The sequence below is a fragment of the Actinocatenispora rupis genome (assembly GCF_016861975.1).
GTDB lineage: Bacteria > Actinomycetota > Actinomycetes > Mycobacteriales > Micromonosporaceae > Actinocatenispora > Actinocatenispora rupis.
Window position 1 is genome coordinate 1 of the sequence record NZ_BOMB01000017.1, and the last position, 22,965, is coordinate 22,965.

Annotated in this window: 23 protein-coding genes; 15 read left to right on the plus strand and 8 right to left on the minus strand. The window is 74.0% G+C overall.

Going from position 1 to position 22,965, the window contains the following annotated elements; genetic code table 11:
* Positions 1 to 45: 45 nt before the first annotated feature.
* The 5 genes from Aru02nite_RS14805 to Aru02nite_RS14825 all read left to right on the plus strand — a co-directional run bounded on the left by Aru02nite_RS14805 (position 46) and on the right by Aru02nite_RS14825 (position 3,873).
* Positions 46 to 324, plus strand: a complete 279-nt coding sequence (locus Aru02nite_RS14805; protein WP_203658099.1) for an NAD(P) transhydrogenase subunit alpha part 2 — start codon at positions 46 to 48, stop codon at positions 322 to 324.
* Positions 321 to 1,718, plus strand: a complete 1,398-nt coding sequence (locus tag Aru02nite_RS14810; protein WP_203658100.1) for an NAD(P)(+) transhydrogenase (Re/Si-specific) subunit beta — start codon at positions 321 to 323, stop codon at positions 1,716 to 1,718. The genes Aru02nite_RS14805 and Aru02nite_RS14810 overlap by 4 nt, the downstream gene beginning before the upstream one ends.
* Positions 1,719 to 1,789: 71 nt before the next feature.
* Positions 1,790 to 2,626: an SDR family oxidoreductase gene (locus Aru02nite_RS14815; protein WP_203658101.1), complete on the plus strand. Its 837-nt coding sequence runs from the start codon at positions 1,790 to 1,792 to the stop codon at positions 2,624 to 2,626.
* Positions 2,627 to 2,636: 10 nt separating this feature from the next.
* Entirely contained in the window at positions 2,637 to 3,140 is a 504-nt protein-coding gene (locus Aru02nite_RS14820) for a mycothiol transferase (RefSeq protein WP_203658102.1), read from the plus strand.
* Positions 3,141 to 3,165: 25 nt separating this feature from the next.
* On the plus strand, positions 3,166 to 3,873 hold the full coding sequence (locus Aru02nite_RS14825) for an APH(3') family aminoglycoside O-phosphotransferase (protein WP_203658103.1): 708 nt from the start codon (positions 3,166 to 3,168) through the stop codon (positions 3,871 to 3,873).
* Between the two features lie 79 nt (positions 3,874 to 3,952).
* Here the strand turns inward: Aru02nite_RS14825 and Aru02nite_RS14830 are convergent, their stop codons facing one another.
* Positions 3,953 to 4,549 carry a class I SAM-dependent DNA methyltransferase gene (locus tag Aru02nite_RS14830; RefSeq protein ID WP_203658104.1) on the minus strand — a complete coding sequence of 199 codons (597 nt, stop codon included), beginning with the start codon at positions 4,547 to 4,549 and terminating at the stop codon, positions 3,953 to 3,955.
* 138 nt (positions 4,550 to 4,687) lie between these two features.
* Entirely contained in the window at positions 4,688 to 6,085 is a 1,398-nt protein-coding gene (locus tag Aru02nite_RS14835) for a threonine/serine exporter family protein (RefSeq protein WP_203658105.1), read from the minus strand.
* A 159-nt stretch (positions 6,086 to 6,244) separates the two neighbouring features.
* Between Aru02nite_RS14835 and Aru02nite_RS14840 the strand changes: the two genes are divergently transcribed.
* From Aru02nite_RS14840 to Aru02nite_RS14855, 4 genes are all read left to right on the plus strand, one after another.
* Positions 6,245 to 6,853 (plus strand): SAM-dependent methyltransferase, encoded by a 609-nt coding sequence (locus Aru02nite_RS14840; RefSeq protein WP_203658106.1) that lies wholly within the window; start codon positions 6,245 to 6,247, stop codon positions 6,851 to 6,853.
* A 227-nt stretch (positions 6,854 to 7,080) separates the two neighbouring features.
* Positions 7,081 to 8,070, plus strand: coding sequence for a sugar ABC transporter substrate-binding protein (locus Aru02nite_RS14845; protein ID WP_203658107.1), 990 nt, complete (start codon positions 7,081 to 7,083; stop codon positions 8,068 to 8,070).
* A 73-nt stretch (positions 8,071 to 8,143) separates the two neighbouring features.
* Positions 8,144 to 9,184 carry an ABC transporter permease gene (locus tag Aru02nite_RS14850; RefSeq protein ID WP_203658108.1) on the plus strand — a complete coding sequence of 347 codons (1,041 nt, stop codon included), beginning with the start codon at positions 8,144 to 8,146 and terminating at the stop codon, positions 9,182 to 9,184.
* Positions 9,181 to 9,963: an ATP-binding cassette domain-containing protein gene (locus tag Aru02nite_RS14855; RefSeq protein WP_203658109.1), complete on the plus strand. Its 783-nt coding sequence runs from the start codon at positions 9,181 to 9,183 to the stop codon at positions 9,961 to 9,963. Before Aru02nite_RS14850 ends, Aru02nite_RS14855 begins: the two co-directional genes overlap by 4 nt.
* A 43-nt stretch (positions 9,964 to 10,006) precedes the next feature.
* Here the strand turns inward: Aru02nite_RS14855 and Aru02nite_RS14860 are convergent, their stop codons facing one another.
* The gene (locus Aru02nite_RS14860) at positions 10,007 to 10,627 is read right to left on the minus strand and encodes a TetR/AcrR family transcriptional regulator (protein WP_203658110.1); all 621 of its coding nucleotides are present in this window, start codon (positions 10,625 to 10,627) and stop codon (positions 10,007 to 10,009) included.
* A 74-nt stretch (positions 10,628 to 10,701) separates the two neighbouring features.
* On the opposite strand from Aru02nite_RS14860, the gene Aru02nite_RS14865 reads away from it, so the two are divergent.
* Positions 10,702 to 11,445 carry a carboxymuconolactone decarboxylase family protein gene (locus tag Aru02nite_RS14865; RefSeq protein WP_203658111.1) on the plus strand — a complete coding sequence of 248 codons (744 nt, stop codon included), beginning with the start codon at positions 10,702 to 10,704 and terminating at the stop codon, positions 11,443 to 11,445.
* On the opposite strand, the gene Aru02nite_RS14870 is transcribed toward Aru02nite_RS14865, so the two are convergent.
* Positions 11,429 to 12,475 (minus strand): hypothetical protein, encoded by a 1,047-nt coding sequence (locus tag Aru02nite_RS14870; protein ID WP_203658112.1) that lies wholly within the window; start codon positions 12,473 to 12,475, stop codon positions 11,429 to 11,431. The two genes, Aru02nite_RS14865 and Aru02nite_RS14870, sit on opposite strands and share 17 nt — an antisense overlap.
* A gap of 45 nt (positions 12,476 to 12,520) precedes the next feature.
* Positions 12,521 to 13,261 (minus strand): AraC family transcriptional regulator, encoded by a 741-nt coding sequence (locus Aru02nite_RS14875; RefSeq protein WP_203658113.1) that lies wholly within the window; start codon positions 13,259 to 13,261, stop codon positions 12,521 to 12,523.
* Positions 13,262 to 13,316: 55 nt separating this feature from the next.
* Between Aru02nite_RS14875 and Aru02nite_RS14880 the strand changes: the two genes are divergently transcribed.
* Positions 13,317 to 14,462: an MFS transporter gene (locus Aru02nite_RS14880; protein ID WP_203658114.1), complete on the plus strand. Its 1,146-nt coding sequence runs from the start codon at positions 13,317 to 13,319 to the stop codon at positions 14,460 to 14,462.
* Positions 14,455 to 15,261: an ABC transporter ATP-binding protein gene (locus Aru02nite_RS14885; RefSeq protein ID WP_239076698.1), complete on the plus strand. Its 807-nt coding sequence runs from the start codon at positions 14,455 to 14,457 to the stop codon at positions 15,259 to 15,261. Before Aru02nite_RS14880 ends, Aru02nite_RS14885 begins: the two co-directional genes overlap by 8 nt.
* Before the next feature lie 87 nt (positions 15,262 to 15,348).
* Here Aru02nite_RS14885 and Aru02nite_RS14890 read toward each other — a convergent pair whose 3' ends face one another.
* Positions 15,349 to 15,684, minus strand: coding sequence for a hypothetical protein (locus Aru02nite_RS14890; protein WP_203658115.1), 336 nt, complete (start codon positions 15,682 to 15,684; stop codon positions 15,349 to 15,351).
* 175 nt (positions 15,685 to 15,859) lie between these two features.
* Between Aru02nite_RS14890 and Aru02nite_RS14895 the strand changes: the two genes are divergently transcribed.
* Positions 15,860 to 16,831, plus strand: coding sequence for a dihydrodipicolinate synthase family protein (locus tag Aru02nite_RS14895; RefSeq protein ID WP_203658116.1), 972 nt, complete (start codon positions 15,860 to 15,862; stop codon positions 16,829 to 16,831).
* 132 nt (positions 16,832 to 16,963) lie between these two features.
* Here Aru02nite_RS14895 and Aru02nite_RS14900 read toward each other — a convergent pair whose 3' ends face one another.
* Positions 16,964 to 17,461, minus strand: coding sequence for an FBP domain-containing protein (locus tag Aru02nite_RS14900; RefSeq protein ID WP_203658117.1), 498 nt, complete (start codon positions 17,459 to 17,461; stop codon positions 16,964 to 16,966).
* 646 nt (positions 17,462 to 18,107) lie between these two features.
* Positions 18,108 to 18,902 carry an RraA family protein gene (locus Aru02nite_RS14905; RefSeq protein ID WP_203658118.1) on the minus strand — a complete coding sequence of 265 codons (795 nt, stop codon included), beginning with the start codon at positions 18,900 to 18,902 and terminating at the stop codon, positions 18,108 to 18,110.
* Positions 18,903 to 18,997: 95 nt separating this feature from the next.
* Here Aru02nite_RS14905 and Aru02nite_RS14910 point away from each other — a divergent pair, with 95 nt between their 5' ends.
* Both Aru02nite_RS14910 and Aru02nite_RS14915 read left to right on the plus strand, forming a co-directional pair.
* On the plus strand, positions 18,998 to 20,932 hold the full coding sequence (locus Aru02nite_RS14910; protein ID WP_203658119.1) for a heparinase II/III family protein: 1,935 nt from the start codon (positions 18,998 to 19,000) through the stop codon (positions 20,930 to 20,932).
* 111 nt (positions 20,933 to 21,043) lie between these two features.
* On the plus strand, positions 21,044 to 22,957 hold the full coding sequence (locus tag Aru02nite_RS14915) for a right-handed parallel beta-helix repeat-containing protein (RefSeq protein ID WP_203658120.1): 1,914 nt from the start codon (positions 21,044 to 21,046) through the stop codon (positions 22,955 to 22,957).
* Positions 22,958 to 22,965: the final 8 nt, after the last annotated feature.

The window sequence follows — 22,965 nt, forward strand, 5'->3', positions numbered from 1 at the left end:
TCGTGCGTCGTGCCTCATGAGTGTTCCGGCGAAGGGGGAACGCTCATGAGCGTGGCGCTGCTGACCGACCTGACCGTGTTCGTTCTCGCGGTACTGGTCGGCTTCGAGGTGATCAGCAAGGTGCCGGCGACGCTGCACACGCCGCTGATGTCCGGGGCGAACTCGATCCACGGCATCATCCTGATCGGCGTCATGATCATCGCGGGGGAGGCCAGGACCGTCCCCGAGTACGCGCTCGTGGCGGTGGCCGCCGCGTTCGCCACCGCGAACGTCGTCGGCGGCTACCTGGTGACCGACCGGATGCTGGAGATGTTCCGGCGATGACGGCCACGGAGACGGTGATCCGGCTCGGCTACCTGCTCGCCGCGGTGGCCTTCGTACTCGGCCTGCACCTGATGAACTCGCCGGCCACGGCGCGCCGCGGCAACCTCGTGTCGGCCGGCGGCATGGCGCTCGCCGTCGTCCTGACCGTCTGGCACCTGGCGACCGACCGCCCCGGCGCGACCGGCCCCCTGGTACTCGCGGCCGGCGTGCTCGTCGGCGGGGTGGCCGGCGCGCTGCTCGCCCGGCGGGTCGCGATGACCGCGATGCCGCAGCTGGTCAGCCTGTTCAACGCGGTCGGCGGCGGGGCGGCGGCGCTGGTCGCGGTCGCCGAGTACGCCCGGCTGGCGGGCGGCCCGGTGGGCGTGCGGACGACGCTGACGACCGTACTGGACGTGGTGATCGGCGCGACCACGTTCACCGGGTCGCTGGTGGCGGCCGGCAAGTTGCAGGGCTGGGTGACCGGGAGTCCGGTGCTGTTCCCCGGCCGCCGGGCCGTCGGCCTCACCCTCGTCGCCGTCGTACTCGCCGGAGCGGTGTGGCTGTTCGTCGCCCCCAGCGTCGCCGTACTCGTCGTGGTCATCGTGGCGGCCGCGGCGTTCGGGGTGGTGATGGTGCTGCCGATCGGCGGCGCGGACATGCCGGTGGTGATCTCGCTGCTGAACGCGTTCACCGGGACGGCGGTGGCGATGGCCGGCTTCGTTCTCGACTCGACCGCGCTGATCATCGCCGGCGCGCTGGTCGGCGCGTCCGGCACCATCCTGACCAAGCTGATGGCCGACGCGATGAACCGCTCCGTCGTCTCCGTACTGGTCGGCGGGTTCGGCACCGGGGACGGCCCGGCCGCCGCCGTCGCCGCCACCGCCGTACGCCGCACCACCGTGGACGACGCCGCGATCCAGCTGGCGTACGCGCGGAAGGTGATCGTGGTCCCCGGGTACGGGCTGGCCGCGGCGCAGGCGCAGCACGAACTGAGCGCGCTGGCCGACCTGCTCGGCGGGCGCGGCGTCGACGTGCGGTACGCGATCCATCCGGTCGCCGGCCGGATGCCCGGCCACATGAACGTGCTGCTCGCCGAGGCGAACGTGCCGTACCCGATGTTGCGCGAGATGGACGAGATCAACCCGGAGTTCCCGCTGGCGGACGTGGCGCTGGTGGTCGGGGCGAACGACGTGACCAACCCGGCCGCGCGCCGCCCCGGCAACCCGGTGTCCGGCATGCCGATCCTGGACGTCGACAAGGCGCGCAGCGTCATCGTGATCAAGCGTTCGATGGGCCACGGGTACGCGGGCATCGACAACGAGCTGTACGCCGGGGAACGCACCTCGATGCTGTTCGCCGACGCGAAGTCCGCGTTGGCCGATCTTTCCGCCGCGGTGAAGACCCTCGTCGGCTGAACGGCCGTCACGTTCCGGCGGGCTGCGGTGTCATGACGGGAGAGGCGTTCCACGACGAGGGGACAGTGGCCATGACATCGGACATTCTGGTCACCGGCGGCACCGGTACGCTCGGGCGCCAGCTCGTACCGCGGCTCACCGTGGCCGGTCGTACGGTCCGGGTGCTGACCCGGCACGCGCGCCCGGACACCGAGCACGTGGCGTACGCGGTGGGTGATCTGGCGACGGGGGAGGGCGTCGAGGCCGCGGTCGACGGCGTGGACGTGGTCGTGCACTGCGCCGGCACCGGCAAGGACGACGTGCCGACGACGCGGCGGCTGCTGCGCGCGCTGCAGACCGCGGGCCGTACGCCGCACCTGGTGTTCATCTCGGTCGTGGGCGCCGACGCGGTCCCGGTCGTCAGCGGCACCGACCGCGCGATGTTCGGCTACTTCGGCATGAAGGCCGCCACCGAACGGCTCGTCGCCGACTCCGGCCTGCCGTGGACCACGCTGCGCGCCACCCAGTTCCACGACCTGGTACTCACGGTCGCGCGCGGGCTGGCGAAGATGCCCGTGGTGCCGCTGCCGTCGGGGTTCCGGTTCCAGCCGGTGGAGACCGACGAGGTCGCCGAACGGCTCGCCGAGCTGACCCTGGCCGACCCGGCCGGCCTGGTACCGGACTTCGCGGGTCCGCGGGTGTGCGGCGTCGACGAGCTGATGCGGGCGTACCTGTCGGCGGTGGGGCGGCGGCGTCCGATCGTGTCGGTGCCGCTGCCGGGCGGGGCGGCCCGCGCCGTACGTGCCGGTGCGGTGCTGAACGCGGACCGCGCCGTCGGGACGCGTACCTGGGAGGAGTTCCTGGCCGAACGGCTCGGTCGACCCGCCACGGAGCCCGAGAGCCCGCGCGTTCCCGGCACCGGTGCCTAGACTGGGCCGAATGCGAAGTGCTGAGCTGCTGGCCGACGCGTTCGGCCGGATCCGGGGGCTCGTCCGGGGCGCGGTCGACGGGCTGTCCGCCGACCAGCTCGCGGCGCGGCCCGACGACGAGGCCAACTCGATCGCCTGGCTCGTCTGGCATCTCACCCGGATCCAGGACGACCACGTCGCCGACGCCGCGGACACCGGGCAGGTGTGGCACGAGGGGTGGGCGGAGCGGTTCGCGTTGCCGTTCGCCCCGTCGGCCACCGGGTACGGGCACTCCGCGGCCGACGTCGCCGCCGTGCGCGCGGACGCCGACCTGCTCGTCGGGTACCACGAGGCGGTGCACGAGCGGACCCTCGCGTACGTCGAGGGGTTGACGGACGCGGACCTGGACCGGATCGTCGACGAGCGCTGGGATCCGCCGGTGAGCCTCGGCGTACGGCTCGTCAGCGTGGTCTCCGACGACCTGCAGCACGCCGGCCAGGCGGCGTACCTGCGCGGATTGCTGTTGCGGCGGTGACGGTCCGGCCGGCACCCTGAGCGCCGTGTGGGAGAGGGTGACCGTCGGGCTGTCCGGCGCGGCCGTACACCGGCGCGACGGCGTGTACCGCAAGGAGTCCGCCGATCCGCGCCACGACCTGGTCGGCGAGGGCGAACGGCTGACCTGGCTGCGGGCGCACGGCATCCCGGCCGCGGAGGTCCTCGACTGCCGGCCCGGCCTGCTCGTCACCCGGGAGGTACCGGGGCGCTCGGCCGCGGAGGAGTGGCCCGCGTCGGCGCGCGACCGGATCGTCGACGGCCTCGCCGACGTACTCCGCGCCCTGCACTCGCTGCCCGTCGCGGACTGCCCGTTCGACCGCCGGCTGGCCGTGACCGTACCGGCGGCGCTGGCGGCGGCCGTCGACCTCGACGACCTCGACGACGAACGTACCGGCCGGACCCGCGACGAGCTCGCCGCCGAACTGACCGCGACCCGGCCGGACCGCGAGGACCTGGCGGTCTGCCACGGCGACCCGTGCGTCCCGAACGTGCTGTTCGATCCGGCGACGCTGCGGCCGACCGGGCTGATCGACGCCGGGCGTCTCGGCGTCGCCGACCGCTGGCTCGACCTGGCCATCGCCACCCGGTCGCTCGTCTCCGACCTGAACCCGCAGTACGGGCCGGTCGCCGCCGACCGTTTCCTCGCCCGGTACGGGATCGCCCCCGACCCGGCGAAGACCGCGTTCTACCGCCTGCTCGACGAGTTCTTCTGACGGCCCCGCGCCGGTCGGTGCGCGGGCCCGCGCGGCTCCACCCGGCGCCCGGTCACGCGCGGGTCCACCGGGCGTTGGGTCAGGCGCTGGCGTACAGGAAGAGGTGGGTTTCGGTGGTGTCGCCGAGCGCGGTGGTCCGCCGGTGCAGGGCGCGGACGGTGAAGCCGGCGGCCTCGACCGCGGCGCGCAGCGCGCCCGCGGGCAGCGCCGACACGCGCACCGGTACGCCGAGGAAGTCGACCGGCACGTCGTCGAGATCGCCGTCGACCATGCCGAGCGCGAGCAGCCGCGGGCCGCGCAGCCGGTCGCGCAGCCCCGCCAGCGTCGGCGTGAACGCGGCGCGCGGCAGCATCAGCAGCGAGAAGAACGCGGCGACCGCGTCGATCTCGCCCACCGCGTCCGGCACGGCGCGCAGGTCGCCGAGGTGGTACTCGGCGTCCGGTGCGTTGCGGCGGGCCAGATCCAGCATCCGCGCCGAGCTGTCCACGCCGACCACGGCCAGCCCGCCGGCGGTGAGCTGGCGCGCGGTCGGCAGCCCGGAGCCGCAGCCGAGATCGAGTACCCGGGCCGGGCGCGGCAGCTCGTCGAGCAGCCACCGGCCGGCGGCGAGCTGCCCGGTGCGGTCCTGGAACGACTCGTCGTACCGCTCGGCGATCAGGTCGAAGGGCTCCGTCATCCGCCCATCATGCCGCCGGATCCGCCGGCCGTCACCCCGACTCTCCGGAGCCCGTGCAGCCGTTCGGATCCGTGCCGCGGCAACGGATCCCGCGACCGGGGTGCGCGGGATCCGTTGGGCGGCAAGGGATTCGTCCGGTCAGTAGCCCCGGGTACGGCGGGCGGCGGGGCGCCGGCGCGGGCTGGTGCCGACCGTACCGCCGCGGCGGAACGCGCGGACGAGCTCGCCGCCGAGGCTGATCCCCGCGGCCAGCGCGAACGCCGTCGCCAGCGCGGTGAACAGGCTGAGCAGCCCCTGGTTGAGATCGTTGTGGCTGATCTGGAGCAGCCCGCGGTAGAGCGGGGTACCGGGCAGCAGCGGACCGATCAACGGCACCGTGTACGGCAGGGCGGGGGAGCGGTGCCGCGCGGCGATCAGGTGCGCGACGAGGCCGACCACGGCGGCGGACACGCCGGCGGCCAGTACCGGCATGACGTCCGCGGTGCGGAGTGCCACGTACAGCAGCCAGATGGCGCCGCCGCCGATCCCGGCGGTCAGCAGCGCGCGGCGCGGCACGGCGAGCGAGATCGCGAACGTCACCGACATCGCCACCGCGCCCAGTACCGGCACCGGCCCGGCCGACGGCAGCGAGGTCGGCAGGTCCTCCACGGACAGCGGCAGGCCGAGGTGGATCGCCGCGTACACGGTCAGGCCGACGCCGGTGACCAGCGCCGCGACGATGAAGAACACCTCCAGCAGCCGGGCGCCGGCCGACACCATCGCGCCGGAGATGCCGTCCTGGACGGCGGCGACCAGCGGCCGGCCGGGCAGCAGCGCCATGATCGCGCCGACCACCACCGCGGACGCCTGCACCGGCAGACCGGCCGCGATCACCAGCACCGCGATCAGCGAACCGATCGCCGCGCCCACGGCCAGCTGGTAGAACTCGGCGATGCCGCGCCGGCCCAGCCACGCGCCTGCCCGGTCGGCCACCAGCGTCGCGGCGAACGCGATCCCGGCCACCATCGCGCCACCGCCGGACAGTACCGACGCCGACGCGGAGATCAACGGCAGCGACAGCGTGATCAACAGCCCCGGGTACGGCGGGCGGGCGCGCTTGATCGCGCGCAGCCGGTCGAACGCGGCGTCGAGGTCGACGAGCCCGAGCGCGGCCTGCTCGACGAGCTGGTGGGTGGCGGCGAGCCGCTCGTAGTCGGGCAGCCGGCGCCGCACCGAGCGCTCGCCGGTGACCGGCGGCGCGCCGTCGGTGGGTACGCAGGACAGCGAGATCGCGGTGAACGTGACGGCCGCCTCGGACCGGGGCAGCCCGTACGCCACGGACAGGCTGCGCATCGCCTCGCTGACGTTCTCCGTCGCCTCGCCGGACGCCAGCAGCAGTTCGCCGACCCGCAACGCCAGATCCATCGCCCGGTACGTCTCCGCCGCGGCCGCCTCGTCCGGCTCGTCGTGGACGTACGCCCGACCGGCGGCACGCTCCCTGACCCGCTCCCAGACGGAGCGGGCCCGGCGGCCGGTACGGGGCATGGTCTGTGTCATCGGATCCTTCCCGGGCAGGGGGGAACGGCGGCGAAAGCCGTTGGCGTATCAGGGAATGGGAGGTGCCTCGGGCCACCAGGGGCCACGTGTCTCAGTGTAGGAACGTCGGTGCCCCGCCGTACAATTCCGCCCCGGTGATCTCCGTCATCGGGAGGCGGCATGGACTGGCAGGGCTGGCACGGCGAGTACGACGACCCGGGTTCGGAGCTGTCGCGGCGGCTGGCGGTGGTGGCCGACCGGGTCCGCCGTGCCGCGCCGCGCCGGCTGGTGTCGATCTGCGCGGGGCAGGGCCGGGACGTGCTCGCCGGACTGACTGGATCCGTTGCACCACAACACATCTCGGGTCGGCTGGTGGAGCTCGACGAGGCCAGCGTGGCGTACGCGCGCGCCGGTCTCGCCGCCGCCGGACTGACCGGCGTGGAGGTGCGGTGCGCCGACGCCGGCACCACCGACGCGTACGTGGGGGCCGTGCCGGCGGACCTGGTGCTGTGCTGCGGCGTGTTCGGCAACGTCGCCGAGCCCGACATTCGCCGTACCGTCGAGGTTCTGCCGGCGTTCTGCGCGACCGGCGCCACCCTGCTCTGGACCCGGCACCGGCGGGAGCCGGACCGTACCGGCGCGATCCGCGGGTGGTTCGCCGCGGCCGGCTTCGACGAGCTGGAGTTCGTGGCGCCGGACGACGCCCACTTCTCGGTCGGCGTACAGCGCTGGCCCGGCACGACCCCGCCGCTGGTGCCGGGCCGCCGGCTGTTCACCTTCGTCCACTGACCTCCGCCGTACCCGTGGCGGCGGTGCCGGCTCGGCTCAACCGCACCGTTTCCGCCCGCTTGCCCGGTAGGTACCCGGATGGTGTGGCCGGTGGGTGGGGGCGGGTGCGGACACGCGGGCACGCGGCAGGGCGGGAGGGTTCTGGACGGGCAGTGGCAAACCGGGCAGGATCATGGGGCATTCGACGCCGGGGTCGGCGACGCCGCCGGCCGGACACAGGAGGTCGCATGATCCGACGACGTGGACGGTGGTGGGGTGCCGCGGCGGTGTTGCTCGTCCTCGCCGCGGCCGGCTGTTCGAACCGGGTGGACATCGGTGCCGCCGGGCCCGCCGCGACGCCGGCGGCGAAGACCGGCGGCCGGCTGACCGTCGCGGTGGTGACGCACGGCGCGGCGGGCGACCCGTTCTGGTCGATCGTGAAGAACGGCGCGGTCCAGGCCGGCAAGGACCTCAAGGTACGGGTGACGTACCAGGGGTCGGGGGTGCCGCAGACGCAGGCGCAGTTCATCGACGCGGCGGTGAACCAGCACGTGGACGGCCTGGTCGTGTCGATGGCCAACCCGGACGCGCTGAAGGCGTCGGTCGAGCGGGCCGTACACGCCGGGATTCCGGTGATCACGATCAACTCGGGCGGCGACAAGTCGGTCCAGTTCGGCGCGATCACGCACGTCGGTCAGGACGAGACGATCGCCGGCCGGGCCGCCGGGAAGCGGCTCGCCGACGCGGGTGTGAAGCACGCCATCTGCGTCGTCCACGAGGCCGGCAACATCGGACTGACGCAGCGCTGCCAGGGTGCCGCGCAGGGGCTCGGCGGCCGGCTCGACACCGTACAGGTCAACGTGAACAACCTGGCGCAGGCCCAGGCCACGCTGCGGGCGAAGCTGACCGCCGACCACTCGATCGGCGCCGTACTCACGCTCAACCCGGCGATCGCGACCGCCGCGGTGGCCGCCGAGTCCGGCAGCGGGTCGTCGGCGAAGATCGCCACGTTCGACCTGTCCGGTGACGTGACGACGGCGATCGAGCAGGGCCGGATCCAGTTCGCCGTCGACCAGCAGCCCTACCTCCAGGGGTACCTGCCGGTGCAGATGCTGCGGCTGTACCACGACAACGACAACACGGTGGGCGGCGGACAGCCGGTGCTGACCGGGCCGGGCTTCGTCACGAAGGCGAACGCCGCCAAGGTCGCCGAGCTCGCCAAGCGGGGCACCCGATGAGCGAGCGTCAGCGAGCGAGTCAGAAGCATCGTGCGTCGTGCCTCATCGGTGTTGCGACGAAGGAGGAACACCGATGAGCGCCCCGGCGGTACCCGACGAACGGGTCGCCGCGGTCTCCCCGGTACGGCGGCTGCTGGTGCGGCCGGAGCTGGGCGCGCTGATCGGCGCGGTCGTGGTGTTCGTGTTCTTCGCGCTGCTGTCCTCGACGTTCCGGTCCGCGGACGGCGTGGCGAACTGGCTGGACCCCGCCTCGACGCTGGGCATCATGGCGGTCGCGGTGGCGCTGCTGATGATCGGCGGCGAGTTCGACCTGTCCGCCGGCGTCCTCACCGGTACGACGGGGCTGGCCGTGACGATCCTCGCCACCCGGTTCGGGCTGAACGTGTGGCTCGCGGTGCTGCTGTCGCTGGTGCTGGCGCTCGCCGTGGGCCTGGCCAACGGGTACGTGGTGACCCGGACGAAGCTGCCCAGCTTCATCGTCACGCTCGGCATGTTCCTCGTACTCCAGGGCCTGAACCTCGGCGTGACGAAGCTGCTGACCGGCAACGTACTGGTCGGCGGACTGGTCGGCCGGTCCGGTTTCGACAGCGCGCACCTGGTCTTCGCGTCCTCCGTGGTCCTCGGCGGCACGTACTTCAAGGTGTCGATCGTGTGGTGGCTGGTGCTGACCGTGCTGGCGACGCTGGTGCTGCTGCGTACCCGGTTCGGGAACTGGGTGTTCGCGGTCGGCGGGGACGCGAACGCGGCGCGCAAGGTCGGCGTGCCCGCGACCCGGACGAGCATGGCGCTGTTCGCGACGACGGCAACGGCGGCCTGGCTGGTCGGCACGATCACCGCGCTGCGCAACACGTCCGCGCAGGCCGACGCCGGCGTCGGCGACGAGCTGACGTTCATCGTCGCGGCGGTGATCGGCGGCTGCCTGCTGACCGGCGGGTTCGGCTCGGCGGTCGGCGCGTCGCTGGGCGCGCTGATCTTCGGCATGACCTCCGTCGGCATCGTGTACGCCGGCTGGGACGCCGACTGGTACAAGCTCTTCCTCGGCGCGATGCTGCTGCTGGCGGTCTTCGCCAACCAGTTCGTACGCCGCTACGCGGAACGGCGGAGGCGCTCATGAGCGACGACACTGCCCTGCTGGAGGTACGCGGGGTCGGCAAGCGGTTCGGCCCGGTGATCGCGCTCGCCGACGTGTCCACCACGGTCGCCGCGGGCCAGGTCACCTGCGTACTCGGGGACAACGGTGCGGGCAAGTCCACGGTGATCTCGCTGCTGTCCGGGGTGCACCGGCCGGACGAGGGCGAGATCCGGCTCGCCGGCGTACCGGTGGACTTCGCCGGGCCGCGGGACGCGCTCGCCGCCGGCATCGCGACCGTGTACCAGGATCTGGCGTTGGTGCCGCTGATGTCGGTGTGGCGCAACTTCGTGCTGGGCGCGGAGCCGACGCGCCGGTTCGGTCCGCTGCGGCGCCTCGACGTACGGGCGGCGCGGGAGACCACCCGGACCGAGCTGGCCGGGATGGGCATCGACCTGCGGGACGTGGACCAGCCGGTCGGTACGCTGTCCGGCGGTGAGCGGCAGGCGGTCGCCATCGCCCGCGCCGTGTACCTCGGCGCCCGGGTGCTCATCCTCGACGAGCCGACCTCGGCGCTCGGGGTGAAGCAGGCCGGCACCGTGCTCCGGCACATCGCCGCGGCCCGGGACCGCGGGATCGCCGTGGTGTTCGTGACGCACAACCCGCACCACGCGCACCCGGTCGGCGACCGGTTCCTGATCCTCAAGCGTGGCCGCAGTCTCGGCGACCATGCGAAGGGCGAGCTGTCCCGGGACGACCTGACCCGGCTGATGGCCGGTGGCGCGGAGCTGGACGACCTCGCCGCCGAGCTGGACCGACCGTAACCCACGGCGCCGGGATCCGTTGGTACGCAAGCGGATCCCGGCGTCAGTGCCGCCGGCGTCGGCGTGGTGCGGGCAGTCCGACGAGCTTGGTGAGGAACCGGTCGAGCTGCTCCTCGGCCGGCGGCCACGGCAGGTCCGGTTCGTTGATGCGCTGCGACAGCATCCCGTTCACCGCGGTACGCAGGTCGATCGCGACCGTCGTCGGGTCGTCGGCCGGCGCGACCCCGGCGTCCATGCACGCGCGCACGTCGTCGACGGTGCGCTGCACCATCACCTCCTTGAACGGCATGCCGAGCCGGCGGTGCACCGTGCTCTCGTGCAGCACCTTGTAGAGCCCCGGGTGCTCCTCGGCCCACCGCGCGCCGGCGAGGATCCGCGCCCGTAGCCGCGCGCCGGGCCCCTTCTCCGCGGCGGACGCCTCGTCGCCGGCACGTACCAGGTCCTCGTGGCAGCGCTGCATGGCGGCGAGGACGAGCGCGTCGCGGTCGGGGAAGTGCAGGTACACCGAGGTGGCGGCGATGTGCACGGCGCGCGCGACGGCGCGCAGCGACAGCGCCTCGTCGTCGGCGAGCTCGTCGAGCATCCGTACGGCCGCGGTGACGATCTCGTCGCGCAGGCGGTCGCCCTGTCCGCGCACGTTCGGCCGGCGCCGGGTCTGGTCCATGACCGCCGATTGTAACTGGACACCTATTGCGCTACAGTCGTCGCGCTACAGCTGTTTTCCAATAAGGAGCGACCGTGACCGTCACGACCGGAGTTCCCACCACACCAACCGTTCCGGACCCCGCCGCGCTCGACCCGGTGTTCGCGCAGATGGCCGCCGCCACCGTCGGCCAGGCCGACGCCCTGCCCACGCTGACCGCCCGGGAGAAGACGTTCCTGCACATCACCGCCGACGTGTGCCAGCAGTGCCTCGGCCTGCCGTTCGAACTGCACGTGCGCGCCGGCCTCCGGCAGGGCGTCTCCACCGCCGACGTCCGCGCCCTGCTGCGCCTCATCTCGTACGACACCGGTTACCACGCGGCGCTGGCCGCCCTCGAACGGCTGGCGGACGTAGAGGAACGCCTCGGCCTGCCCCGGCCGGACGCCGAGCCGCTGGCCGACGAGCTCGTGTCCACCGGACCCGACGCCGCGCGCAGCCCGCTGCCCGAGCAGGTCCGCGCCGCACTCACCGACCTCGACCCCGCCTTCCTGGCGTACTTCGAGCTCCAGTCCCGGATGCGGCTGCCGGACGGGCCGGGGACGCTGACCGTACGGGAGCGGGCGTTCACGACGATGAGCGTCGACGTGCACTACCAGACGCTGGGCGAGACGTTCCGGATCCACATCGACCGGGCGCTGCGGGGCGGCGCCACGGTCGACGACGTCCGGGTGGCGCTGGCGTACCTGGGGCAGTTCGGTGCGACCCGGGCGTGGCAGGCGTGGCGCGCCTTCCACGCGCACGCCGCCGACGCCGGCTGGACCGCTACCCCGGCGGGCTGACCGCCTCGGCGAGCCGCCGGTGGTGCGCCACCATCGCCAGCATCACCAGCTGGTACGGCAGCTCGGCCAGCGCGCCGAACTGGCTGTCGGTGAAGTTGAACAGCTGTGTCACGAACAGGTTCAGGTACAGGGACGCGGACAGCAGCGTCAGCGCGGTACGCCGCCGGCGTCGCCACAGTACGGCGCCGGTGACGGCGAGCGTCGCCTCCAGCGGGCGTACGACGGCGCTGGCGAGTACGGCGGTGGTGTCCTGGCCGGGGTCGAGGTGGTGCCCGGCGGCGACCGACAGGGCCTGGCCGAGGAAGATCGCGGCGACCAGTACCCGGGAGACCGTGAACAACCCGATCAGTCCGGGCATCAGCCAGCGTGTGCCGACCAGCCACCGTACGGCGGCCAGCGGGCGGCGGACGAGTCGGCGCAGGCGTTCGGGCGCGGTGCGTTCGGGTGTCGCGGCCAGCAACCGGCGTACGGCCGCCGCGGCCTCGTCGTCGCGCCCGGACACCAACCGTTCCGCGGTACGCCGCTGCCGCGCGGTCAGCCCGCCGGCGAGGCCGCCCGCCGCGATCAGCGCCGCCTCCGCGACCGGGCCGCCGCCCCGCGGCCACCGTGCCGCCGACGCCCGCGACACCGCCAGCAGCATCACCGCGAACAGGCAGTACATGATGCCGGCGGCGGGGCGGAAGAAGTAGTCGTTGTGCTGCGTGACGAACTTGCCGACCTCGTCGACGAACAGGCCCACGCCGACGCCGCCGACCAGCGCGGTCCCGACACGCGCCGGCCCGCCGGTCACCAGCAGCCCCAGCATCAGGCCGACCAGCATGAGCAGACCGCCCCACAGCGCGTGGGCGACGTGCAGCGTGCCGTTGCCGACCTGCGGGTACCCGGAGGCGGCGAGCAGCGCCCGGGTGACGAGCACCGTACTGACGCCGACGAGGAGCAGGACGCGGACGTTGCGGGCACCGTCCGGCTGCCGTACGGTCCGGCGGCCGAGCGCCGCGCGTACCCCGTCGATCGTGGTGGCCGGGCTCATGCGGCGTCGCGGATGTCGGTCACCCCGCCATTCTGCGCCAGCCCCTCAGCGGTACGCGCCGGGCGTACTCCCGAACGCGCGGCGGAACACGTCGATGAACGCGCTGGCCGACGACCAGCCGCAGCGGTGCGCCACCGTGGTCACCGGCTGCCGCTCGGCGAGCAGCAGCAGCGCGTGGTAGAGCCGCAGCCGGGCGCGCCACTGCGGGAACGTCATACCCAGTTCGGCCGCGCAGAGCCGGGTCAGGGTCCGCTCGCTCGCGCCGACCTCGGCACCCAGCGCCGCCAGCGTACGGCGGTCGGCGGGGTCGCGGCGCAGCAGCTCGCACACCGCGGCCAGCCGCGGATCGGCCGGCTCCGGCAGGTGGACCGGCCGGTCCGCGCCGGCCCGCCGCAGCCGGTCGAGCAGTACCGCGCGCAGCCGTCGCCGCTCGGCCGCCCCGTCGTCCACCTCCCGGGTGTACGCGAGGATCAGCTCGCGGAGGAGGGGACCGACGGCGAGGACCGCCGGGGCGGTGAGCCGCAGCGGGTTGTCGGTGGCGGGCAGCCCGATGGAGTGCAGGTCGAGGCGGCCGTGCGCGTGGTGCGCGTGCACCGTGCCGGCCGGGATCCACAGCGCGTGCGTACCGGGGGCGACCCACAACCCGCCGTCGGTACGGACGGACAGCACGCCGCGCCCCGCGTACAGGATCTGGTGTTCGTCGTGGCGGTGCGGGTCGATGCGCTCCCCGGCGGCCAGCGGGCGGACGCTGGCCGGGGCCGCGGACTCCTGGCGGAAATTCTGCATTACCTGGCACTTTATCGGAAGCGGGACGCCGCCCCGGCGGGTCATGATCGGCGACATGCCCCGTCGGATCCTCCCGCTGTCGATCGGCCACGGCTGCGTCGACGTGTACCAGGGCGCGGTCGCCGCGCTCGTACCGTTCCTCGTCGCACAACGGCATTACGGGTACGCGGCGGCGTCCGGTGTCGTGCTTGCCGCGTCGCTGCTGTCGAGCGTGGCGCAGCCGGTGTTCGGGGCGCTGACCGACCGGCGGCCGGCTCCGTGGCTGCTGCCGGCCGGTACCGCGGCGGCCGGTGCCGGGATCGCGCTGAGCGGCGTGGCCGGGCCGTACCCGGCGACCCTGGCGGCGGTGGCGGTGTCCGGGATCGGCGTCGCGGCGTACCACCCGGAGTCGGCGCGGGTGGCGCGGATCGCCGGCGGCGGCTCGCACACCGCGATGGGGGTCTTCTCGCTCGGCGGCAACCTGGGCTTCGCCGCGGCGCCGCTGCTGGTCACCCCGGTCGTGGCCGCGGCCGGGCTGACCGCGACCCCGCTGCTGGCGCTGCCGGCGGCGCTCGGCGTCCTGCTGTGCCTGACCGCCGCCCGGGTACCGCGCGCCGCCGGTCCCGCGGCCGTCCGCCCCGGCGGCGTCGACGACCGCGCCTCGTTCGTACGGTTGGCGGTGGTGGTCGGGCTGCGGTCGGTGGCGTTCGTCGGCCTCGCGTCCTTCCTCGCCGTGTACGTGCGGCAGCGCGTCGGCGGCGGTCCCGCGGTCGGCGCCGCCGCCCTGTTCGTCCTGTACCTCGGCGGCGCCGTCGGTACCGTCCTCGGCGGCCGGCTGGCCGAGTCGTGGGGCCGCGTCGCCGTCGTCCGCCGGTCGTACGCGGTGGCCGTGCCGGCCGTCGCCGGTGTGCTGCTCGTACCCGGGCCGGCGTGCTTCGCGTTCGTCGCGCTGACCTCCGCCGCCCTGTACGTGCCGTTCTCCGTGCAGGTCACCCTCGGCCAGGACTACCTGCCCAGCCGGGTCGGTACCGCGAGCGGCGTCACGCTCGGCCTCGCGGTCAGCGTCGGCGGCGTCGCCAGCCCGCTGATCGGTGCCGTGGCCGACGCGTACTCGCTGCTCGTGGCGTTGCTGCCGCTGGTGGCCCTGCCGGCGGCCGCCTGGCTGGTCGCCCGTACGCTGCCCGAGCCCCGTGTTCCCACCCAGGAGCCCGCCCGTGTCTGACGCCGACGTCCCGGTCCTCGCCGCGGTCGGGGTGACCGTCGTCCGCGACGGCCGCGCCCTGCTCGCCGACATCGACCTCACCGTACGGCCCGGCGAACACTGGGCGCTGCTCGGCGCGAACGGTGCCGGCAAGTCCACCCTGCTCTCCGTACTCGGCGCGCACCAGCACCCCACCCGCGGCGGCGCCACCGTACTCGGCCGGCGCCTCGGCCGGGTCGACGTCCGCGAACTGCGCGGCCACATCGGTCACGTCGATCCGCGGCACCCGGTCCGGTCCCCGCTGACCGTCCGCCAGGTCGTACTGACCGGCTGTACCGGCAGCGTCGAGCCGGTGCCGCGGTGGCGCCCGGACGATGCGGCGCTCAAGCGGGCCGACGCGCTGATCGACCTGCTCGGCCTGACCCACCGCGCCGGCGCCACCTGGCCGGTACTGTCGCAGGGCGAGCGGGGCAAGGCGCTGATCGCCCGCGCGCTCATGCCGGCGCCGCGAATGCTGCTGCTCGACGAACCCGCCACCGGGCTCGACCTGGCCGCCCGCGAACAGCTCCTGGACAGCCTCGACGAGCTGCGCCGGGAGTACCCGGGGCTGGCGAGCGTGCTGGTCACGCACCACCTGGAGGAACTGCCGAGCAGTACCAGCCACGCGCTGCTGCTGCGCGACGGCCGTACCGTCGCCGCCGGCCCGGTCGACACCGTACTGACCAGCGAGCTGGTGAGCGCCGCGTTCCGGCACCCGGTGGAGATCGCCCGCGCCGACGGCCGCTGGCGCGCCACCGCCCGGCACCGCCGCCCGGACTGACCGCCGGGCCGTACCGTCCAGTGTGGACAGTCGGCGAACGTCGGCGCGGCAGGCGACCGGTGACCTGCGCCCGGCGTACCCGGAAGGTCAGTCGCGGAGGATCGCGATGCCGGACGTGCGCGCGGACACGGTGCGGTGCAGGACGCGCTGGCCGCGCGGGTCGAGCTCCCAGCCGGTCAGCAGCAGCCAGCGGGCCTCCTTGGCCGTGCGGTGCTCGGCCGCGTCGATCGTCGACGGCTGGGGCGGCGCGGTGATGAGCAGCTGGATCGGCCTCGCGCGGAACTGTGGCGATGCCTCGGGTCCGAGGTACACCGTCTGGCCGACGTGCGGAATGACACCCATCGTCACCCGTTCATGATCCGCCCCGCCGCTCGCGCTGAACAGACCGACGCCGAAGAGAGCAATGACCGTCACACCCGGCAACCATCCGGGGCACCGGGCGGGACCGTTCCGTTCCGGGAATCTCACGCCGAAACACCGCGGAACCGCGCAATGACAGGGGATTCCCGCATTGTCGACGCCGGCCGGGTTGCCACCGGCGGGGCGGTGGCAGCGTGCGACGATCGGGGCCAGGGGAGCCGTATCCGGGAGGGCGCAGGTGGCCGACGATCTGGGCAGGCGGACCGAGAGACTCGCCGCGCTGCTGCGCGGCCGGCTCGTCGCGGCACCGGCCACGCCGATGGACGCCACCCGGCACGTCGACCCGGCCGCGCTGGAGAAGTACGCCACCGGGCTGGCCGCGGCGGCCGACGGCGTCTGCGTCTGGGCGCACACCGGCCGCGGACTCGCGCTCCCCGCCGCCGACCGGGCGCTCGTGCTGGACACCTTCCGCGCCGCCGTCACCGGTCCGGTACTCGCCGGCGTCGGTCCCGCCGGCGCCGCCGACGCGCCGTTCCCCGCCCAACTCGACGCCACCGTACGGATGGCGGAAGCGGCCGCGGCCGGCGGCGCCGACGGGCTGATGGTGTACCCGGCGTCCGGGCTGCGGCCCGCCGAGACCCGCGCCACGCGTACCGTCCGGCTACACGAGGCGGTCGTCGCCGCCACCGGCCTGCCCGTCCTCGGCTTCCTGCTCTACCCGGAGGCCGGCGGCGTGCGGTACGACCCGGACCTGCTGCGCGAGCTCGTCGCCGTACCCGGCGTGGTCGGCGTCAAGCTCGCCACCCTGTACCAGGCCGTCGACTGCCAGGACGCGGTCGACGCCATCCACGCCGCCGGCGGACTCGCCGTCACCGGCGAGGACCGGATGTTCGGCCCCTCCCTCACCTGGGGCGCCGACGCCGCACTCGTCGGCGTGGCCGCCGCCGCGCCCGCCCTCTCCCGATCCCTCGTACGGGCCTGGTTCGACGGGGACGCGGCGCGCTTCCTCGCCGCCAGTACGGTGATGGACCGGTTCGCCGCCCGCATCTTCCGCGCCCCCATGGACGGGTACGTGCAGCGCATGCTGTGGGTCGCCGAACGCGAAGGACTCATCGACGCCGCCGCCGCACACGACCCGTACGGCCGGACGCTCGGTGCCGCCGAGCGGGCCGACGCCCGCGCCGCGTACGACGCCGCCGTCGCCCTCTGACCGTCCGCCGCCGCCCGCCTGCCCGCTGACCTGGCGCCTTTTCCGCGGAACGGGTGCCGCTGGCCCGGTGCGCGCGCCAACGCGAGTGTCCGCCCGTCGCCGCGTGGGCCGGCGTCGTACCGTACCGGGGGGTCAGTCGAGGACGCGGGACAGGAAGCCGGACAGGTTGGTGACGGCCCGGTCGACCTTCTCGTCGAGGGTCAGCGACTCCTCCAGCCGACGGCTGCCGGCGCCCACCTCCTTCTTGCCCCGCATGTACAGCGAGCAGGCCAGGTCGGTGCACAGGTAGATGCCGACCGAGTTGCCCTGCTGCCCGGCGCGGCCGGCGCGCTTCGCGGTCATCAGCGACACGCCGCCGCTCGGATGCGTGGTCAGGCACAGCGAACACATGCTCCGCCGCAACATTCCCGCGCGGGCCGCGGACCGGCGCAGCGCCACCCCGACGAACCCGTCCCCACGCTCCGCCACCAGGTACGTCCGGTCGGGTGCGGCCGGGTCCTGCCAGCCGAGGAAGTCCAGGTCGTCCCACGGCGTGTCCGCCAGACCACGCGGTACGGCCAGGCGTGTCGCCTCGCCCTTGGTGCAGTTGACGAAGGACGCCCGGATCTCACGTTCGGTCGCTGGTCTCACGGAGCGGACGCTAACCGGCCCGGCCGTTCCGGGCAAAAGGATTAGCGGACGCCCGGCGTACACGGGTGACTCGGCGCTCGGTCCGCCACGACCCGCCACCGCGCCCCCCCCCCGCGGTCGGTCGCGAGGTGGCCGGACCTGCCGCCCGCGTTCGGTCGGACACGCCGCTGCCGTCGGTGGCGCCAGAACTCGCCGGCTGCGCTAACTGTTCAACAATTGGACAATGAGACAGTTGAACAATCGATAGGTGTCCAAGAAGCGTCCGGTCGCGACGTGACCGGACCTGCCGCCCACTCCCGGTCGCGCGCCAGAGCCCACCAGCCACGACCCGTCGCGACCCGCAGAGTCCGGCACCTGCGCCCGGTCGCACGCACCTGAACCCAGTCCCGGCACCGCGAGGGGGGAGGCCCCTGCCGCCCGCGCCCGGTCGCGTGTCGGCAGCACGTCACGACCTGCGGTCGCTCGCCGGGCGGCAGAGGACGCGACGCGAGTCGCCGGCCGCCGCCGGCGACGGCCGCGCGCGTCCACGGAGATGCCACCGGCCCGCGATCGCCGTCGTACCAAGGGATCTCGTGGGCGAACGGGTGTCACCCGCCCCGGGGCCGGCCGCTGCGCCGGGTCCGCCCACGGAACTGCGGCGCCCGGACTACTGCGTGTCGCGGTGCGCCAGGTACTCGTCGAGGCCGGCGCCGGTGAGCGGGTAGTAGTCGGAGAGGCGGCCGCCCTCGTCGAGGCGGCGTCGCGCGTACTCCTCGCGGTCCTGGTGCAGCAGCGCGTCCTCGGCGATGGCGACGGCGCGGGTCTGCGGTACGACGACGGCGCCGTCCTCGTCGGCGACGATGAGGTCGCCGGGTGTGACGAGCGCGCCGCCGGCGCCGACGGGGACGTTGAACGCGGCGGGGAACAGTTCGGTCTGGGACGCGTAGTGCGGGGTGACGCCGGTGCACCAGACCGGTACGCCGAGGGCGCGGACGCGTGGCGCGTCGCGGATGCGACCGTCGACGACGATGCCGGCGCCGCCGCGGAGCTTGAAGTACCGGACGAGCATGTCGCCGAGGCAGCCGGTGAAGTGGCTGGCGTACGCGGAGACGACGAGGACGTCGCCGGGGCGGACGGATTCGAGTACCCGCCAGAGGGCGGTCTTGCGTTCGGCGTCCTCCTGTTCGGCGCCGGAGAACACGTCTTCGCGCTGCGGCAGGAACTGGAGGGTGACGGCGCCGCCGACGACGCGGACGTCGGGCTCGCGGTGCAGCGGTACGGGCCCGTCGATGAAGGTGCGGGTGATGCCCATCTGGTGCAGCTTGGCGCAGGCGGTGGCGGCGCTGACTCCGTCGAGCGCGTTCACCATGCGCGGTGTCGGGCGGACGAACGTCGACGTCTGGACCGGCGCCAGCATCGACTCGTACGTCTCGCCCGCGGTCTGCTGGTCCGTCACGTTCATTCCGCCGCCTCCCCGCGCGCCGGACGGCACGCCTCCGCCTGACATTATCGTCTATCGATGGCAGAGGAAACCCGGGCCGACCAGGAGGCGACCGCATGGCGTCCGTACCGACCGAGCCGGGGCGCGCCCCGCTGACGGACCGGCTCCCCGCGCTGCACGACCCCGTCGTACTGGCGCGGCTGCTCGCCGGTCCCGCGCCGCTGCCGACCGTCGCCGACCGTCCACTGTGGACCTCGGTACCGCCGGCCGTGCGTACCGCGGTCCTCGCCGACGCCGCCGCGGACCTGACCGAACCGCCGCCGCGGCTGCTCGCGTCGGACTGGGCGCGCACTTTCCGCGACGGCGACCGCGGCACGTACGAGACGGCGGTGCGGCGGTTGCGCGAGCGGGTGACCCGGCTGGTACTCGCCGCCGTGGTGACCGGCGACGTGGCGGACGCGAGCGCGGCACCGGACGCCTGCCCGTACCTGGACGGCGTGGTGGACGGGGTGGTACTGCTGGCCGAGGCGAGTACGTGGTGCTGGGCGCCGCACGACCGCGGTACGGCGGCGCGCGGGGAGACGGTGCCGGACCCGGGCGAGCCGTACCTGGATCTGGGCGCGGCGGAGGTCGCGGCGCTGCTGGCGTGGACCGACCACGTGCTCGGCCCGCACCTCGACCGGCGGATGCCGGGACTGCGGCGGCGGATCCGGCGCGAGGTGCGGGACCGCGTGCTGGGGCCGTTCGAACGGATCCGGGACTGGCGCTGGATCGGCGCCGACGGTACGGCGAACAACTGGAACCCGTGGATCCACGGCGCCGTACTCACCGCCGCGCTGCTGCTCTGCGACGACCCGGTACGCCGCGCGGGCCTGGTCCGGCTCGTCGTCGCCGGCCTCGACCACTACGTCGCGGTACTGCCCGGCGACGGCGGCCTCGACGAGGGCATCGCGTACTGGTGGCAGGGGCCCTGCCGGCTGCTGGAGGCGCTGGACCTGCTGGCCGAGGTCGGCGGCCCGGAGCTGGACGCCCGCGACCTGCCGGTACTCGCGCCGCTGCTGCGGTTCCCGCAGCGGATGCACCTCGGCGCCGACTGGTACGTCAACGTCGGCGACGCGTCGGCGCGGCTGTCGGCCGAGCCGCCGTGGCAGGTGCCGTACCGGTGGGCGGCGCGGCTGGGTCAGCCGGAGACGGCGGCGCACGCGGTGTCGGGCGCGTCCGGCCGCGCCGTGGCCCCCGGTACCGGGCTGGGGAGGGCTCTCGCGGCGCTCGCCGACCGTGCCTGGTGCGACGCGGTCGCGGCCCCCCTCCCGCCGGGCGCGGCGCCGTGGCTGGCGGACGCCTGCTGGCTGCCGAGTACGGGGGTGCTCGTGGCACGCGAGACTCCCGGTACGACGCGGGGTCTGGCGCTGGCGGTGAAGGCCGGCCACAACGGCGAGCACCACAACCACCTCGACGTCGGCTCGTACCAGGTGGCGGTGGACGGGCGGCCGCTGGTGGTGGACGTGGGGCGGCCGACGTACACGGCGGAGACGTTCGGACCGCGCCGGTACGACGGGTGGCCGTTCCGGAGCGCCTGGCACACGGTGCCCGAACCCGGGGCCGAGCAGTGCCCTGGCCGGGAGTACGGGGCGCGCGGGGTCGCGGTGGCGCTCGACGACGGGTCGGCGACGTTGCGCGCGGATCTGGCCGGCGCGTACCCGGTCGGCTCGGTGGCCCGCTGGATCCGCACGGTGCGGCTGGTCCGCGGGCCCGGGGCGTACGTGGAGGTGGTGGACGAGTGGGTGGACGCCGCCGATCCGGTACTGGTCCGGCACGTCCTGGCGGGCCGGGTCCAGCACGGCGCCGGCTGGGCGACGGTCACCGGTACGGCGGGGCGCCGGCTGCGGCTGTCCTGGGATCCGGCCGCCGCGGTCGCGTCGGTGGACCACCGGGAGCTGACGGATCCGTTGCTGCGACGCAGTTGGGGGCAGCGGCTGGCGCGGTTGACGCTGGCGGTCGCGGACGCCGCCGCGGGGCGGATCGCGGTAGTGGTACGGGACGACCGGTGACACCGGCGCCGGCCAGGTCGGGGCGCGGTGACACCGGTCCGACCCGGCCTTGACACGTACCGGAAATCGCATAGAGCATCAGTTATCGATAGACGCTAGGGATGGTGACTGATGCGACGTACTGTCCGGATCCTCACCCTGCTCGGCGCGCTGGCCGTCGGCGCGGTCCCGGCCTCGTCCGGGGTCGCCGCCGCGGCCGGCCCGACCACCTACTACGTGTCGCCCGCCGGCGACGACACGGCCGCCGGCACCACCACATCGGCGCCGTTCCAACACATCCAGCGGTGCGCGGAGGTTCTCGTCGCCGGGGACACCTGCGAGGTCATGTCCGGTACGTACCGGGAGACGGTGACGCCCGCGGCCTCCGGTACGTCGGGCGCGCCGATCACCTACCGGGCGTACCCGGGGGCCAGCGTGCGGGTGGACGGCACGGACCCGGTGACCGGCTTCGCCCAGGTCACCGCCGCGGACCTGGCCGGACTGGAGGGCAACGACCCGTACCTGACCGGGTCCGGTTTCGCGACGGCGGTCGGCGCCGGGCAGGTCTACCGCACGACCGTGTCGCTGAACGCCGACGCCAGCCTCGACCAGATCTTCGTCGACGACCAGATGTACGTGCAGGCGCAGTGGCCGTACCCGGGGCTGGATCTGCTCAACCCCACCGTGGAACTGACCCAGGCCGGCACGACGAACACCACCATCGCGGACGCCAACCTCACCCGACCCGCCGGGTACTGGGACGGCGCGACCGTCCTGATGAGCTACTGGTACGCGACGCAGACCGGTACGGTGGCGAGTTCCGCGCCGGGGTCGGTGACGCTCGCGTCGGCGGCGGGCTGCGCCGGGATCAACGCCGGCGACACCCGGTACGCGCTGTCCGGCAAGCTCGGCGAGCTGGCCCACCCCGGCGAGTGGTACTACGACCCGCCCACCGGCCACCTCTACGTGTACGGGAACCCGTCCGGGCACACGGTTCTGGCCAAGTCCCGGACGTACGGCTTCGACCTGCGGGCGGCGAGTTACACGACAGTACAGGGGATCGACCTGTTCGGTTCGACCATCGCGACGTCCGGTACGGGGAACGTCGTCGACGGCGTGCACGCCCGCTACGTCTCGCACTACACCCAGCTCACGGCGCCCGGCAGCGCCTGCAACGTGTCCGTCGGCGTCACCACCAGCGGCATCCAGCTGCGCGGTTCGGGCAACGTGGTACGCAACAGCAGCGTCGACGGCAGCGCCGGTACCGGGATCCTGTTGGCCGGCACCGGGAACACCGCCGACGACAACAAGGTCAGCAACGTCGACTACCTGGGGACGTACGCGTCGGGCATCGCGGTGACCGGCAGCGGCGCCGTCGTCACCCACAACACGGTGTCCGACGTCGGCCGGGCCGCGGTGTCGGTGGTGTGGGGGAGCGGGTTCAGCCCGGTGACCGTCGCGTACAACGACCTGTCCGGCTACGACCACCTGAGTACGGACGGCGCGGCGGTCTACCTGTGCTGCAACGCCGACATGGCCGGTACGAGCGTGCACCACAACTGGCTGCACGACGCGGCGAACATCCCGGGGATCAACCCGTTCGCGGAGGCCGGCGCGTACGCCGACAACGGGCAGCGCGACATCGCGTTCTACGACAACGTCGGCTGGAACAACCTGCACGGCACGGTGATGCTGCACGGCCAGGCCGGCGTCAGCACCGACAACCTGGTGTACGACAACGACGGCGGCGTGTACCTGCTGGGTATCACGAGCGCGGCGGGCACCCGGGTGGTGAACAACCTCGGCGACGTGGCGAACCCGCCGGACGCGAGTACGGGGATCACGATCTCGCACAACCTGCCGGCCGCGACCGACCCGCTGTACGTCGACGCGGCGGGGCACGACTACCGGCTCCAGGCCGGCTCGCCGGCGCGGAACGCGGCCGAGCCGATACCCGGGATCACCGACGGCTCAACGGATCCGACCCCGAGCCTGGGCGCCTACCAGTACGGGGCGGTGCGCTGGGTACCCGGCGCCACGTGGTGAGCGCGCGG